The sequence below is a fragment of the Alteromonas sp. ABH4_454 genome, from assembly GCF_056311775.1.
The window spans coordinates 2,357,743-2,372,898 of record NZ_CM149972.1; the positions used below are offsets into that span (position 1 = coordinate 2,357,743).

Genomic DNA, 15,156 nt, shown 5'->3' on the forward strand with positions numbered 1-15,156 from the left:
GTTATCATTCCTTAAAAAATCTGTGACCGCAGATGATCCGAAACAGTTAAGTCGATTAAAGATTTGCCTACACCCAAAACCACAAAGTGTATGCGAATCAAGTAAAAAGCATTCATAACAGACATAAAGTTTGACGTTACTTTAATCAAAATCCCATAGTACGATGGTACTACATACTATTAACATTTAATTAACTAAAGTGGTTTTGACCGTAGGCAGTACATCCGACAGTGACGTGAGCCTGCTGACCTTTGAGGTACAGCATTTGCGATACAGCAAAGATCAATAGGCCCTAGAACTTAGAACAACAAGGACTCACTATGTCTAAATCAACACACACAAATGGCTTGGTTTCACCTTACCAATTATATCCAGCTGCTGTTAGCACAGCAGAACGCAAAAGAACTTCAGTTAAACACCCTATGCGCAGCCTATGTGCCCTAGCGGTGGCTAGCGTTTTAAGTTCAGCGCCCGTATTTGCTCAGGATAGTCAAGCTAATGCCGATGCCGAAGAGCAAAAAGGAAAATTAGAACGCATTGAGGTGACAGCGCGAAAAACCGTAGAATCGCTACAGGAAACGCCGGTTGCAATCACATCTATTGGTGCGGTTGAACTTGGCGAAAAAGGGATTAGCGTGCTGACTGAAGTGCAGCAGTTTTCGCCTAACACTACGCTACAAACCAGTCGTGGTACTAACTCAACCTTAACAGCATTTATTCGCGGATTGGGTCAGCAAGACCCTCTATGGGGCTATGAACCAGGCGTAGGTATTTATGTTGATGATGTTTATATTGCTCGTCCTCAAGGGGCCGTGCTTGATTTACTAGACGTGCAGCGTATTGAGGTGTTACGCGGTCCGCAGGGGACACTTTACGGAAAGAATACCATTGGTGGCGCGGTTAAATACGTTACGAAGGAAATGACCGGCGATACGCAGATGAACGTTGAAGCTACGGTAGGCAGCTACAGCCAGCGAGATATTAAAGTGACCGGTCAAATACCATTAATTGAAGACACAGTGTATCTAGGCGTGGGTTATGCGAACTTAAACCGCGACGGCTTCGGCGAGTATCTGGTAAGCGCGTTGCCCAATCAAGATAAAGAGAACTATAACAAAGATCTCTGGGCAGCCCGTGTAACGTTAGAAGTTCATCCGAGTGAAGATTTGTTTTTCCGTATTGGCTGGGATAAGACCGAAGATACGTCAAATGCGAAAGGTGGCTACCGTCTAATTCCAAGTATTTTAACAGATGCACCCGTGCCTGATTCGGTTTTCGATTCTTATACCAGCTTACCTACATGGAACAAAGTCGAGTTAGAAGGCTATAACTGGCTGGCACGATACAGAGTGAATGATGATTTAGAGCTAAAATATATTGGTTCACACAGAGAAAGTTATTCACCTACCAACATTGATTTCGACAACACGCCTCTGCCTATTTTTGATGTGCCGGCAGAATATGATGACAGTAATGATACTCACGAGATTCAAGCGAACTATACCGGGAACGCGTTCAGCTTAGTGTCAGGGCTTTATTTTTACGATGGTGAGAGCTGCGGTAATTTTGATGCAATTTTAGGTGTGTTAGGGCAGGCGCTCGGTGCACCGGGTTTGACGCGAGAAGTGACAGGCTGCAATAACTCAGAAAGCTGGGCTGCTTACACACAAATGAATTACGACGTTACCGACAAGCTATCGCTTTCACTTGGTGCCCGATACACCGATGAAGAGAAGACGGCTTTTGTAAATAACGGTTTGGTATTCGCCAACGTTTATCCTTATACCGACTGGATTGATGGGTACGTGCGTCCCGACGGGCAATTAGTGCCTCAAGTACTTGGGACAGACACTGATGGCGATGATGTGTTTGATGCGCCTGCGGTAGAGAGCTGGTCGCGCTTTACCCCGCGAGTGGGCGTTGAGTATCAAATGGACCGCAACACCATGTTCTTCGCAAGCTATTCACAAGGCTTTAAATCAGGCACGTTTAACCCTCGTGCTCAGACTAACGAGCCTGGTGTTGAACCAGAAGTCGTTGACAGCTTCGAGGTGGGTGTGAAGAGCGACTTAACCGACGCACTTCGTATGAATATCACATTGTTCTCATACGACCACAAAGATCGTCAGTATATTGGCGTCGAAGGGGATTTATCTGATCCAACAGCCCTAGATCAGCGACTGCGCAATGCTGCAGAAACGGCTGCAAAAGGCGCAGAGTTGGAGATGACATGGGTGGCCACCGATAACCTTCAGTTTGACGCTGCTTATGGCTATATTGATTTTGAAATTAAGAAAAACAATGCCATTCCTCCGTTGATTGGCCTAGCGAGTACGCCTGAGAATACCTTTAATCTTAATGCCAACTACTTGCTAGAGACGAGTTTTGGGGATATTACCTTCAACGCCAACTACTACTATCGTGATGATTACCTTATCTTTGAAACCAGCGATCTTATCCAGCAAGATGCCTATGGTATGGTGAACTTAAGCGCGCGTTGGGAAAGTGTGGAAGGCGACTGGTATGCTGGACTACACGTGAAAAACCTGACCGATGAAGAATATCTGGTTGGCGGTTATGACTTTGTCACACAAGACGATGAAGGTAACTTCGGACCAGGTCTTGGTGGCGATACCACACTTATCGGTTATTACGGTGACCCGCGTACAGTTCACCTTACGGTAGGTTATCGATTCTAAACGGTATGTTGTGAAGAAGACCGGCAACACGTTTCACGCCTAGGCCATTACGCTTAGGCGTGCTCACTTTTGCTCGACCTCTGTCGGTTGTGTTGGCCGGCGGATATGTCGAGCAGTGAAGGGCGTGGTGCGGAGCCTTACTCAATAACAGATGCGCCAATAACAGATACGCCAATAAGATTAACCTTTTTTTACCGGCGTGGTAGTATGTTGATTAACAAGGTAGTTACAAGTTGATAGCATTATGTCTGTGAAAATCTTGATTGCTGACGATCATCCTCTGTTCAGAGCTGCGATGTGCCATGCGTTAGCTAGTGTGGAGCATATCGAACTTGTAGAAACCTCCACGTTCCCCGATACGCTCACTAGTCTTGAAGAAAATGACGACATCGATCTGCTTTTCTTAGATCTCACTATGCCAGGCAATGAAGGGTTAAATGGCCTTGCTGAGGTACATGCGCTCTATCCTGATGTACTTGTGGTTGTTATTACCGCACAAGAAGAGCCTGATGTTATGGCAAAATCGTTTGCGTTAGGCGCAAGTGGTTTCATACCCAAATCAGCTTCGGTCGATTGCATTATTGACGCGGTAAATACGGTGTTAGACGGTGAAACTTGGATCCCGCCTTCAGTTCACAGTGCATCAGTTACGATGCCAAATGCCTCTGCATCGAATGTGAATGGCCACTCTGGCCAAGATGATTTCACAAACCGATTAAAGCAACTTACCCCTCACCAACTTAAAGTTTTGCGAATGGTATCAGACGGCTTGCTCAACAAGCAGATTGCTTACGAACTGGCCATTTCTGAGTCTACCGTTAAACAGCATGTATCTGCAGTATTGAGAAAGCTTGGCGTTATCAATAGGACTAAGGCTGGGATCGCATTCAAAAATGCTATGCACTTAAATTAAGCACACTAGAACATGAGAAGTTAACAAAGTCCCCTCAGAACTTTTTTCAATATAAAGCTCCTCGTTTGCAATTAAAAGCTCGGCGTTTTTCTTCGGTAATCGTAAATTTCCCGCTTTAAATAGCTACTTTATAATGCAATTCATCGTGTTAAATCGACCTGAATTCATTCTTGTGATAGCGTAAAAAAAAGGATTAAATTACTAACATAAAAGGATATTTATGATTCGCTTAATTTTACTTTCCCTTCTTTTTAGTTCTTACAGCGCATTAAGTGCAGTAACGGCATGGACAGATTTCACGCTAGATAATGGTCACGTGTTTCTGCCTGTCACCATTGAAGGTATCGAGTCTCGGGTTATGCTGGACTCTGGCGCTCAGATAAACAGTATTAATCGCGCGTTTATCGGCAAGCACGAATTAGACCTTGATAAAGGGCGCCCAGTGAATGTTAAAGGTGTCTATGATGTAGAGAGGCGTAACGCTTATAACAATGTAAGCGTTGAGATGTTTGGTACTGGTTTCGAGTTAGATTCACTCGTCGAGACCAGCCTGGGTCACCATTCCAATGGCATGTTGCTGGGTGCAGGCTTCTTTAACAATTTTATCGTCCAGCTAGATTATCCGCACAGAAAAATTCGTTTGGTCACCCGTGATTCACTGGATATGAGAGAGGTTGCAAACGTTAATGCCGACTCCCAACAGGGAAGCGGTATGCCTATCGCACAAGTAGAGATAAACGGTGTAGCTTTGTGGTTGCTTGTCGATACTGGAAACTCAGGCACAATTCTAATTGACCGACGCGCAGCATCAAAGGCTGGGTTGCTAGACAAAGTGGAAGGCGCAAGCACTTCGTTTGGAGCAAACAGCTCTGGCGTAAATGAGTTTGCTACGTCTGATGTGGTGAAGTTTGGTCCCTATGAGATTGGTGACGTAAAGATCAGTTTTCCTGCTAAAGGGCAAAAAACAAACTTAGAAAGTCAATACGAAAGAACGGGTAGCCGGATAGGTGGAAAGCGGGTAGTAGGCTTAATTGGCTATGATTTGTTGAAGGATTTTGTTGTAACGCTAGATTATCGTTACGGTAGACTTCATATCGCGTTGCCGCAGTAGCATAGACGTACCTTGTTCTACTAACTAGTAAGAAATTTTATTTATCTGTGATTTGAAATGAACAGATAGAATCGTCCTCGGTTAAACGAGGGATTGTTTGAGCAGCCGCTTAAATGCTGCTGGCTTTAAAGGTTTTGGCAGATAGCTAAATTGCTGCTCTGCCGCTTCTTCTCTTATATCATTACTTCTGTTGGCTGTGACCAAAATCTTCAAGGTAAAACTCACTTTGTTTTCAGAAAGTATTGCTGAAACGTCAAAACCGGTTTCACCATAATTTAGGTGATAATCGGCAATGAGCACATCAAAGTGTTGGTGCGAAATACTTGATGCCTCTGTTCCGCTCGCTATCAATGTCGTACTTCCTCCCCAGTCTTGTAGCAGAGTACACATTGCATTTGCTACTTGCTCGTCATTTTCTACAAGTAGAAAACGCGTGTCCTTCAAAAATGCGTTATTATTTTTACTCGTTGAATTTAGCGGTGATGTTTGGTGGGAGCGCGAGTTGATTGGAGGCGATTTGCTACTAAAGGCACGTTCTACAACATTTGCCGGATTATTTGGCCCATTTGCTGAGTTAACTGGTAACACCGAGTTTTTTGTTAGGGTATCAGCATAAGTAGTGCTGCTTGGACGCACAGTAGATAACAAGCATTCGCTTTGATTTACTCTGGAAATCGCCACACTAAAACAGCTTCCTTGATTCGGCGATGAAGCCAGTCCGACTTTATGACCTAGTAGTCGGCATATCTTATCCACAATAGTTAGGCCTAAACCAATCCCTTCGCCTTTACTATTGCTTTCAAGTTGGTGAAATTCGCTAAAAATCTCATGTTGTTGATTAGGTGCAATACCAGAACCTGTATCATATACACAAAGCTTTATGGTTGGTTCTGCGTCTGAACAGTGAGCACGTCTAACGCCTACTAGTACGCTGCCCTTTGATGTGTAGCGTACTGCGTTGGACAGCAAGTTTTGAATCACCCGGCGCAATAGAACTTTGTCTGAATAGATGATGACTGCGCTCGGTATATACCTCAGCTCAATACCTTTCTGCTTGGCAATGACACCGAACTCTTGTACCAGCGATGACAGCATTTCATCGATGGGAAACGCGGTCTTTTGAGGTGTAAGCACGCCAGCATCTAATTTTGTCATATCAAGCAACATAGAAAGTAAGCTTTGCGCGTTATCTAGTGAATTCACGACGCCTTCAGACAAGGTGGCCAATTCACTGCCTTGCGTCTTTTTACTGAGCATGCTGGCAAATAATGTAGCGGCGTTAAAGGGCTGCATGAGGTCGTGTCCCGCTGCGGCAAGAAATTTAGTTTTACTCTCATTGGCCTTATCAGCTTGAAGCTTTGCTTCTTCTAATTCAGCGGTGCGAAGGGCAACTCTTGCCTCCAAGTCCTCTTTTGCGCTTTCTAGTTCCCTTTGTATTGCCATGTATTCGGTAATATCGCTGTAAGTGGTTACGTAACCCCCGCCAGGAAGGGGGGCACCATTTAGCTCTATGACTTTTCCATCAGGCTGTCTTCTAATATGTTTATGGCGGGTGCCCTCTAGCATGTAGCTCACTCGCTTATCAATTGATGAGGGGCTAAATAAGCCTCGTTTGGCGTTGTAACTCAGTATGTCGGTAATTGGCATGCCTGCTTTTAAAAAGCCTTTGGGGTAGGCGAAAAGTTCCACATAGCGCTCGTTCCATGCCAATAGCTGCAGTTTGTCATCAAGTACACTAATACCCTGTTCGATATTTTGTACCGATGACTGAAGTACTTCGTGGTTGAATTGAAATGATTGGGACGCTTCTTCTACCCAATCAACCAATTCGGGCAAGCTATCACTTCCGGTATCTGCAATGGCGCTCAATAATATTCGCGCGCTGGGCGCACCCACTTGGGCGGCAAGCAGCTTGTTCACTCTGTCAATAAGAGCCTGACTGGCGTATCCGTTGCTCGAGGCGCGGTTAACATCCACAGAAAGCTGCTGCACAAGTTGACTGTGAGTACTGGTATCAAGGACACGTTCGGTAAGCGCTATTAAATCACGAACTTTTACGAGTAGATGAGGAGAGCCGTCATGCGTTGTCTCAACATTATTCTGTTTAGCGCCCCGGTTTGATGTGATCAGCGCTACTGCAATAAAGGTTATGCAGTTTGCCATTAATGCATAGGCAAAACCCAGACCCAAAGCTTGGTCAGTAGGTACTGGGTCAAAATAGTAGCTAGACATTAAACTGGGGTAGAGCAGAAACACAGCCCAACACATAAAGCCTACCAGTAATGCACAAATAGCTGCAGTTTTAGTACTCCTTTGCCAGTAAATACCAAACATAAGTGCAGGCATGCATTGCCCCAATAAAGCAATAGCGATAACACCACTTTTCACCAAAGGCGCAGCTTGGCTAATATTTAAGTGATACCACAGTGCTATGCTAAGTACGATTAAAACGGTAAGCCGCCGGATAGAAAGAATTTTGCTTGGCTCCATTGAGCGACTTGGAGAGGTTTTCAGTCGCGCCTTCAGCCAGAGAGGCGTGACCACATTGTTTGAAATCATTATTCCTAGGGCTAGGGTAGCTACAATTACCATACTAGTGGTAGCCGATAACCCCCCAATAAAAGCAAAACCTGATAGGGCGATGTTTTCGGTAAATAAGGGCAGGGCGAGTACGTAGGCATCTGAACTTGTTGTTGCCGGAAGCAGCATTTTGCCTGCAAGGGCGATGGGGATAATGAACAACGTCATACCGAACAAGTAAAGTGGAAACAGCCACCTTGCAGTACGAAGCTCGCTCTCACCGTTTTGTTCAACAAAGTTCATGTGAAATTGTCGTGGTAGTACAAACATAGAGCAGACGCCAAGAACTACGTGCGATGCATAAACCCAGGGTGCGCTATCAGCGTAAATGACACCCCTGGCACTGTCATTTGACGAGGCGTTAGAAACTAAATCTAAGATGCCATCAAATAAAAAGAAGCAAACAAAAATACCCACAGCCCACAGTGCAATTAGCTTAATAATTGACTCAAAGGCTATGGTAAGCAACAAGCCAGGGTGCTTATCAGTTAAATTCAGCGTGCGCGTGCCGAAGGTGATAGCAAATATAGCGAGCAAACCGGCCACATAAATGCTTAACCAAGGCGTGGTGGTTTGGGGTTCGCCTGTAAGTAGGTTAATAGACTTTGTTATAGCGTCTAATTGAAGGGCTATATAGGGCACAACACCAAAAAAACACAGTAAAGTAATAAGTGCAGCAATTAAATGAGAATGCTGGTATTTGAGCGAGATGAGGTCGGCTAAAGAGCTGATATTATGCTGCTGGCATAGCCTGCTTATACGAAGCACCACAGGAAAGGCAAATGCCATGGTGAGCATAATGCCTAAATAAGTGGGGATAACCGCCCAGCCATATTGGGTGGCTTGCGATGTGGTGCCGAAAAAAGCCCAAGATGTGCAGTGCACACCTAAACCAAGGCTATAAAGTACGGGGTGCTGTCGATTATCACGTAAATATCTGTCACCCCAAAATGCTAAAGCAAAAAGCGCGAGAAGGTAGAAACCGACGATAGCGCCAACCGTCCATATACTTAGCATAGGTAGTCCGTGTAGTAGATAGTTTATGCAGTTGGACGCACAAATTAGTGCTCTCAAAAACTTATTTTCTTCTTACATTTACATTAACACGGTTTTCACATTTGGCACATCTTCCAGTTTCCTCACATAAATTCAGTTATCAGTAAAAGTGAGGGGCTGATTGCCCCCCCGAAATGATTAGGTGTAATTAGGTGTAATTAGGTGTGATTAGTGATGATTAGGGATAAATAGGGAAAATAGGCTTTATTCTCTCACTGTATTTATTGCTCAAAGCGGAAGCGATAAAGCACATAGGGTGGCTTAGCGTTACCTAGCCCTTGACTGAAAGCTGGGTGCTGATGCAGCTGGTCTTGAGTGACGTAAACATAACCGTTACTTGTCGCAAGGCTATCGGGCCAAGACAGGCGCTTATCTTGAATAAGGGTTTGATACTTTCCTTTAGTCGTTAACCCAACCGCGTTATTTTCTAAATCGGTGGCTAACACGCCGCCTCCTGGCGCTAGTGCAATACCGTCGCTCGGGTTTTTGGGGCCAAATACCTGAATAGATTTCTCTAGTTCATTGTCTGATAGCGACGTGTCGCCGATAGCGGATGTTGATATTTGATAAATTTTGGTGCCAGTGAACGCGCCAAAGTAAAGCGTGTCAGAGGCTGGGTCTAACGCTATTGGATTTAAACCAAATTTAAGCGGGTTTGGCCTACCATCATCGGTTTTAGAGGCAAGTAGCGATGCTTCAATAACAAGTTCTCTATCTTCAGGCATAAGATAAGAAGCGCTTTCTAATACGCGCTTAGATTCGCCCGTCTCGGTGTCTACGACAATAATTGCCGGCTTTGTTGCACCAGCAAAGTTGCCAAATGTCATGTCTGCGATATAAATTTTGTTGTGCTTTTCATCAATAACAAAGTCTTGAACAAACGAATTTGCTTTAAGTGCTTTGCTATCAAGTTCAATGGTTTTCACCAAAGCATTTTCATTGCTATCCCACGCAACAAGTTTTGCTGGTGAGGTTTCACTTCCCATGTCTAGCATCCAGACAATGCCTTGACTATCGCTGTGTATACCAATAACGGCACTAAAGCCCACATCACCAGTTTCTGGACCATCTGCCCAATCTAAATTAGGGAAAGGTTGTTTAGACCCATTGGCCATTACCTCAACAACCTTTAGCTTTGGGTTATCAAGCGGGTGCATGCTAATGAGTAATCGGCCAGACGGAGTGATGGTAATACCTGCGCCTCTGGCGTCTTCAAATGTGGTGACAGGCTCTAAGGGGCCTACTTCAGTAGCAGCGAAGGCCACGCCGCTTAACATGCTTAGCCCAACAGTTGTAGCGATAACAAGTTGCTTTAATTTGATCATCTCTCTTCTCCAATTTTTGGTACGGGGTAAAAAAGTCGGTACAGCTCAATTGCGACTGGCAGGAGAAGTGTAGAGATATAATTTGCAAACAGTAACAGGCTTGTTTTTGAATCTTTATCAAAAACCATTTGATAATGAAAATAAGAAGCGAGAATTCAGGGCGCTTCGTTTTAAACACATCACTTAGAGTCCGAAGTAGTTTTTATATTAAAACTAAAATTTCTCAATATTTTTTAAAATCGTCCACAAAATTATTGTGGATACCCTTGATCACCTTAAAACTAGCCCCATAACTAAGCGCAACGAAGTTATTCCCAGTAATTTTAGTGTTATTGGGCATCGCCTAATTAAGAAAAACGTTTGGAGGTAGGCATGAGCGATAATCGCGACGTGCACGCAGAACAAGAAAATACAGTAGATGAGACTGTAATTAATGCTGATGAAGCGCAGGTAGAAGCATCAGAAGCAGAAGGTGTAGAGCTAGACGAAAATGCGCAGCGCATTTACGAGCTAGAAACCGCACTTTCTGAAGCGCAAGCAACCATTAAAGAACAGCAGGATGGTGTACTTCGAGCGCGCGCAGATGCTGATAACGCACGTCGTCGCGCTGAAGGCGAAGTAGAAAAAGCGCGTAAATTTGCGCTTGAACGTTTTGCTGGCGAATTGCTTCCGGTTATCGACAACTTAGAGCGCGCTATCGAAATGACCGATGGTGACAATGAAGCTGTGAAGCCGCTTTTAGAAGGTGTGGAAATGACCCACAAAACTTTCTTAAGCACTATTGAGAAATTTGGATTAAGCCTTATTGATCCGCAGGGTGAAACCTTTAACCCTGATTTGCATCAAGCTATGTCGATGCAAGAAAGTGCAGACCACGAGCCAAATACAGTAATGGCTGTGATGCAGAAAGGTTATCAAATTAATGGTCGCTTGCTTCGTCCTGCCATGGTTATGGTATCGCGTGCACCAAGCGACGGTGTGGATACGCAGGCCTAAGACGCTTTTTGCGACGAACACACAAAAATGTCAGTTTTTTTACTGGCATCTATTGAAAAGACGGGGAATAACCCCACTAAAAGTACAGTATTAAGAAAATCATTCGGAGACACGAAATGGGTAGAATCATTGGTATCGACTTAGGTACAACGAATTCATGTGTCGCAGTTCTAGACGGCGACAAACCTCGCGTAATTGAAAACGCGGAAGGCGATCGTACAACACCTTCAATCATTGCTTACACAAACGATGGTGAAACACTTGTAGGTCAATCAGCGAAGCGTCAGGCGGTAACTAACCCTGAAAACACGCTATTCGCTATCAAGCGTCTAATTGGTCGCCGTTTTCAAGATAAAGAAGTACAGCGCGACATCGACATCATGCCTTTCAAAATCGTAGGTGCTGATAACGGTGATGCGTGGGTAGAAGCTAAAGGCGAAAAAATGGCGCCTCCTCAGGTTTCTGCTGAAGTACTTAAGAAAATGAAGAAGACCGCTGAAGACTATCTTGGCGAGGAAGTAACTGGTGCAGTAATCACTGTTCCTGCTTACTTTAACGACTCTCAGCGTCAAGCGACTAAAGATGCAGGTCGTATCGCAGGTCTTGAAGTTAAGCGTATCATCAACGAGCCTACTGCTGCTGCTCTTGCTTACGGCATGGACAAAAAGCAAGGCGACAATGTTGTTGCGGTATACGACTTAGGTGGTGGTACCTTCGATATCTCTATCATCGAAATCGACGAAGTAGATGGCGAGCACACGTTTGAAGTACTAGCAACTAACGGTGACACACACCTTGGTGGTGAAGACTTCGATAACCGTGTTATTAACTACCTAGTTGAAGAGTTCAAGAAAGATCAAGGCATCGACCTTCGTAAAGATCCGCTTGCAATGCAGCGTCTTAAAGAAGCTGGCGAGAAAGCGAAAATTGAACTTTCTTCTTCACAACAGACAGAAGTAAACCTGCCTTACATCACGGCTGATGCAACAGGTCCTAAGCACTTAGCAATTAAGCTTACTCGTGCAAAACTTGAGTCTCTAGTTGAAGACTTAGTGAAAAACTCGCTTAACCCGCTTAAGCAAGCACTAGCTGATTCAGACCTATCTGTAGGCGATATCAACGACATCATCCTTGTTGGTGGTCAAACGCGTATGCCGCTAGTGCAGAAGTATGTAACTGAGTTCTTCGGTAAAGAGCCACGTAAAGACGTTAACCCTGATGAAGCAGTAGCGGTAGGTGCGGCAATTCAAGGTGGTGTACTTTCTGGTGACGTTAAAGACGTACTACTTCTAGACGTTACTCCTTTGTCTCTAGGTATCGAGACAATGGGTGGCGTAATGACTGCGCTTATCGAGAAGAACACGACAATTCCAACGAAGAAGTCGCAAACTTTCTCGACAGCGGAAGACAACCAGTCTGCAGTAACAGTACACGTACTACAAGGTGAGCGTAAGCAATCAAGCGGCAACAAGTCTCTCGGTCAGTTTAACCTTGAAGGTATTCGCCCAGCAGCGCGCGGTGTGCCGCAAATCGAAGTTACTTTCGACCTAGATGCTGACGGTATCCTACACGTGTCTGCGAAAGATAAAGACACAGGTAAAGAGCAGAAGATCACCATTAAAGCTTCTTCAGGCCTAAGCGATGAAGAAGTGGAAAAAATGGTAGCAGACGCAGAAGCGAACAAAGAAGCGGATGCGAAGTTTGAAGAGCTAATTCAAGCGCGCAACCAAGCTGATGGCATGGTCCACGCTACACGTAAGCAGCTTGAAGAAGTTGGCGATGCACTAAGTGCAGAAGACAAAGCGCCAATTGAAGAAGCCCTTACTGCGCTAGAAACAGCGTCTAAAGGCGAAGACAAAGCGGAAATCGAAGCGAAAACGCAAGAACTTATTCAGGCGTCTAGCAAGCTGATGGAAGCGGCGCAAGCTCAACAAGCAGCAGCTGGTGGCGCGGAAGGCGCTGAGCAGCAAGCTTCTTCTGGTCAAGCAAACGATGACGTTGTTGACGCAGAATTTGAAGAAGTGAAAGACGACGGCAAAAAGTAAACTGTTGTGATTAGCCCGGCGCGCCGGGCTGTGTAAGCAGTTCAGGCGCAACAGGATATTCTTGTTGCGCCTTTGTTGTGTAAATAACTTGGTGTAAAAAGCTTAGTTTAAATGACCTTGCGTTATTAAAAACCTAATCAGGTTATTTTCACAACAGTCAGATGTAGATTCGACAAGCATTACAAGCTTGTCGACAAAAAAGTAGGATATGTAAACGATATGTCGAAACGAGACTACTACGAAGTACTCGGGGTAGATAAAAGCGCGGGCGAACGTGAAATTAAAAAAGCGTATAAAAAGCTTGCGATGAAATATCACCCTGACCGTACGCAAGGCGATAAAGGCCTGGAAGATAAGTTTAAAGAAATCCAGGAAGCCTACGAAATTCTGTCAGATTCGCAGAAGCGTGCAGCATACGACCAATACGGCCACGCAGGTGTTGATCCAAACCGCGGTGGCGGCGGCTTCGGTGGTGGTGCCGACTTCGGCGATATCTTTGGCGATGTTTTTGGTGATATCTTTGGCGGCGGTGGTCGCGGTGGACGTCAGTCGCGTGCTCGTCAAGGTTCAGACTTACGTTACAACCTAGAGCTAAGTTTAGAAGAAGCAGTTCGCGGTAAGAGCGTTGATATTCGCGTACCTACGCTGGTCGAATGTGACGTGTGCGACGGTTCAGGCGCGAAAAAAGGTTCTTCACCTAAAACCTGTCCTACTTGCCACGGCAACGGTCAGGTTCAAATGCGCCAGGGTTTCTTTGCTGTACAGCAAACTTGTCCGACATGTTCAGGTAAAGGCAAGATTATTGAAGATCCTTGTAACAGCTGCCATGGCCATGGTCGTAAAGAAAAGACCAAGACCCTTAACGTTAAGATTCCGGCAGGCGTAGACACAGGGGATCGTATCCGTCTTTCTGGTGAAGGCGAAGCGGGTGAGAACGGTGCACCAGCAGGTGACCTGTACGTTCAAGTGCATGTTCGTGAACACGACATCTTCCAACGCGACGGCAACAACCTGTATTGCGAAGTACCGTTAAGCTTTACTACAGCAGCCCTTGGTGGCGAACTTGAAGTGCCTACTTTGGACGGTAAAGTTAAGCTGAAAATTAGCGCTGAAACGCAGACTGGTCGTATGTTCCGATTACGCGGCAAAGGCGTTAAGTCTGTTCGAAGCGGCGCTATGGGCGACTTGATGTGTAAGGTTGTGGTTGAAACACCAGTTAACTTATCATCGCGTCAAAAAGAGCTACTTGAAGAGCTAGAAGAGTCTATGGGTAAAGCTTCGAGCAAGCACAGCCCCAAAGCGCAAGGCTTCTTCGATGGCGTGAAGAAATTCTTTGACGACTTAACTAACTAGTTTTTTGTACCTATTAAGTTTCAAAAGCCCTCGTTTAGAGGGCTTTTTTGTATCCGAGTATATGTTTTCTACCTCTGCAACTTGTTAGGACGATTTCGCCTCATAAACGAAATAATTTCGAGTGTCTGTCCGAAACTGTACTTTGTGAGAGTAGGGCGAGTGTCTGTCCGAAACTATACTTTGTGAGAGTAGGGCGAGTGTCTGTCCGAAACTGTACTTTATGAGGGTAGGGTGAGTGTCTGTCCAAACCTGTACTTTGTGAAGACGAAGTAAGTGGGTGTCCCTTTGCCATCCGAATGTTTGTTAAAAGATGACTACCCGCGGCTAATCTCTTGAAAGCGCTTATTCAACGTTATATTTCTTGCGCTAAAACGAACTATTCGTCACGATAGGCTTATAAGTAAAAGGTAAAATATCTGCTTACGTAAAAGTAGGTGACCGGTAATTAAAAAAAGGGAACAGGCATGAGACTTTTCAATCAAACGATGATCGTAGCAGCTACCATTGGCGCAGTGATGTCAGGTTCAGCGTTAGCTGACGTAACGGAAGCTTCTTCTGAAAAACACGCTAAAGCAGCAACTCAGTACCGCCAGGCGGTTTTTCAGTTAGTTCGTAGTAACATGGGCCCATTGGGCGGTATGGCAAAAGGTGCGCTTCCATTCGATGAAAGCATAATGCAAACCAACGCTGTACGCCTTGAACAACTTGCTGACATGATGGGCGACTATTTAGCTGTCGATACACGTAAATTTGACGTAGAGACGGGTGCAAAAGATGAGATTTGGGAAAACTTCTCAGATGTAGAAAAGAAAGTGATGGCACTTAAAACGGCCGCACAAGGTCTACAGGCTGCAGTGGATGCAGGCGACGAGAGCGCGTATCGTGGTGCTATAGGTAAAATCGGTGCAAGCTGTAAGTCTTGCCACGATGACTACAAAAAAGACTAAATTTTAGGTGCTGTTGACGTCAGTGTTCTATCACTGCTCAACAGCACTTGTTCTCTCAGCATCTATTCTGTTAACACCTACTTTTTGAACCTCTCACCTTTCGATAAGCGTGCTGAGGCTTGATAATATTC

General features: G+C 45.0%; 9 protein-coding genes. 7 read left to right on the forward strand and 2 right to left on the reverse strand.

All coding sequences use genetic code 11. The features are described 5' to 3' along the window. Positions 1 to 320 precede the first annotated feature (320 nt). The 3 genes from ACYX4W_RS10330 to ACYX4W_RS10340 all read left to right on the forward strand — a co-directional run bounded on the left by ACYX4W_RS10330 (position 321) and on the right by ACYX4W_RS10340 (position 4,723). Positions 321 to 2,699: a TonB-dependent receptor gene (locus ACYX4W_RS10330; protein WP_476073121.1), complete on the forward strand. Its 2,379-nt coding sequence runs from the start codon at positions 321 to 323 to the stop codon at positions 2,697 to 2,699. A gap of 244 nt (positions 2,700 to 2,943) precedes the next feature. Beyond that, positions 2,944 to 3,612 (forward strand): response regulator transcription factor, encoded by a 669-nt coding sequence (locus ACYX4W_RS10335; protein ID WP_476073122.1) that lies wholly within the window; start codon positions 2,944 to 2,946, stop codon positions 3,610 to 3,612. A 220-nt stretch (positions 3,613 to 3,832) separates the two neighbouring features. Next, complete coding sequence (locus ACYX4W_RS10340) at positions 3,833 to 4,723, forward strand: aspartyl protease family protein (RefSeq protein WP_476073123.1); 891 nt, start codon at positions 3,833 to 3,835, stop codon at positions 4,721 to 4,723. Positions 4,724 to 4,804: 81 nt separating this feature from the next. Here the strand turns inward: ACYX4W_RS10340 and ACYX4W_RS10345 are convergent, their stop codons facing one another. Both ACYX4W_RS10345 and ACYX4W_RS10350 read right to left on the reverse strand, forming a co-directional pair. Further along, positions 4,805 to 8,320 carry a PAS domain-containing hybrid sensor histidine kinase/response regulator gene (locus ACYX4W_RS10345; RefSeq protein WP_476073124.1) on the reverse strand — a complete coding sequence of 1,172 codons (3,516 nt, stop codon included), beginning with the start codon at positions 8,318 to 8,320 and terminating at the stop codon, positions 4,805 to 4,807. A 260-nt stretch (positions 8,321 to 8,580) separates the two neighbouring features. Continuing rightward, positions 8,581 to 9,684, reverse strand: coding sequence for an L-dopachrome tautomerase-related protein (locus tag ACYX4W_RS10350; protein ID WP_476073125.1), 1,104 nt, complete (start codon positions 9,682 to 9,684; stop codon positions 8,581 to 8,583). Positions 9,685 to 10,056: 372 nt separating this feature from the next. Here ACYX4W_RS10350 and grpE point away from each other — a divergent pair, with 372 nt between their 5' ends. From grpE to ACYX4W_RS10370, 4 genes are all read left to right on the forward strand, one after another. Further along, complete coding sequence (grpE, locus tag ACYX4W_RS10355) at positions 10,057 to 10,680, forward strand: nucleotide exchange factor GrpE (RefSeq protein WP_476073126.1); 624 nt, start codon at positions 10,057 to 10,059, stop codon at positions 10,678 to 10,680. A gap of 116 nt (positions 10,681 to 10,796) precedes the next feature. Then, the gene (gene dnaK / locus ACYX4W_RS10360; RefSeq protein WP_476073127.1) at positions 10,797 to 12,725 is read left to right on the forward strand and encodes a molecular chaperone DnaK; all 1,929 of its coding nucleotides are present in this window, start codon (positions 10,797 to 10,799) and stop codon (positions 12,723 to 12,725) included. A gap of 219 nt (positions 12,726 to 12,944) precedes the next feature. Further along, positions 12,945 to 14,078, forward strand: coding sequence for a molecular chaperone DnaJ (gene dnaJ, locus ACYX4W_RS10365; RefSeq protein WP_476073128.1), 1,134 nt, complete (start codon positions 12,945 to 12,947; stop codon positions 14,076 to 14,078). A gap of 464 nt (positions 14,079 to 14,542) precedes the next feature. Continuing rightward, positions 14,543 to 15,025: a c-type cytochrome gene (locus tag ACYX4W_RS10370; RefSeq protein WP_476073129.1), complete on the forward strand. Its 483-nt coding sequence runs from the start codon at positions 14,543 to 14,545 to the stop codon at positions 15,023 to 15,025. Positions 15,026 to 15,156 lie beyond the last annotated feature (131 nt).

Excerpts from the sequence above, each read along its gene's own strand:
- ACYX4W_RS10330 (WP_476073121.1), top strand. The coding sequence starts at position 321 with ATGTCTAAATCAACACACACAAATGGCTTGGTTTCACCTTACCAATTA.
- ACYX4W_RS10335 (WP_476073122.1), top strand. The coding sequence starts at position 2,944 with ATGTCTGTGAAAATCTTGATTGCTGACGATCATCCTCTGTTCAGAGCT.
- ACYX4W_RS10340 (WP_476073123.1), top strand. The coding sequence starts at position 3,833 with ATGATTCGCTTAATTTTACTTTCCCTTCTTTTTAGTTCTTACAGCGCA.
- ACYX4W_RS10345 (WP_476073124.1), bottom strand. The coding sequence starts at position 8,320 with ATGCTAAGTATATGGACGGTTGGCGCTATCGTCGGTTTCTACCTTCTC.
- ACYX4W_RS10350 (WP_476073125.1), bottom strand. The coding sequence starts at position 9,684 with ATGATCAAATTAAAGCAACTTGTTATCGCTACAACTGTTGGGCTAAGC.
- grpE (WP_476073126.1), top strand. The coding sequence starts at position 10,057 with ATGAGCGATAATCGCGACGTGCACGCAGAACAAGAAAATACAGTAGAT.
- dnaK (WP_476073127.1), top strand. The coding sequence starts at position 10,797 with ATGGGTAGAATCATTGGTATCGACTTAGGTACAACGAATTCATGTGTC.
- dnaJ (WP_476073128.1), top strand. The coding sequence starts at position 12,945 with ATGTCGAAACGAGACTACTACGAAGTACTCGGGGTAGATAAAAGCGCG.
- ACYX4W_RS10370 (WP_476073129.1), top strand. The coding sequence starts at position 14,543 with ATGAGACTTTTCAATCAAACGATGATCGTAGCAGCTACCATTGGCGCA.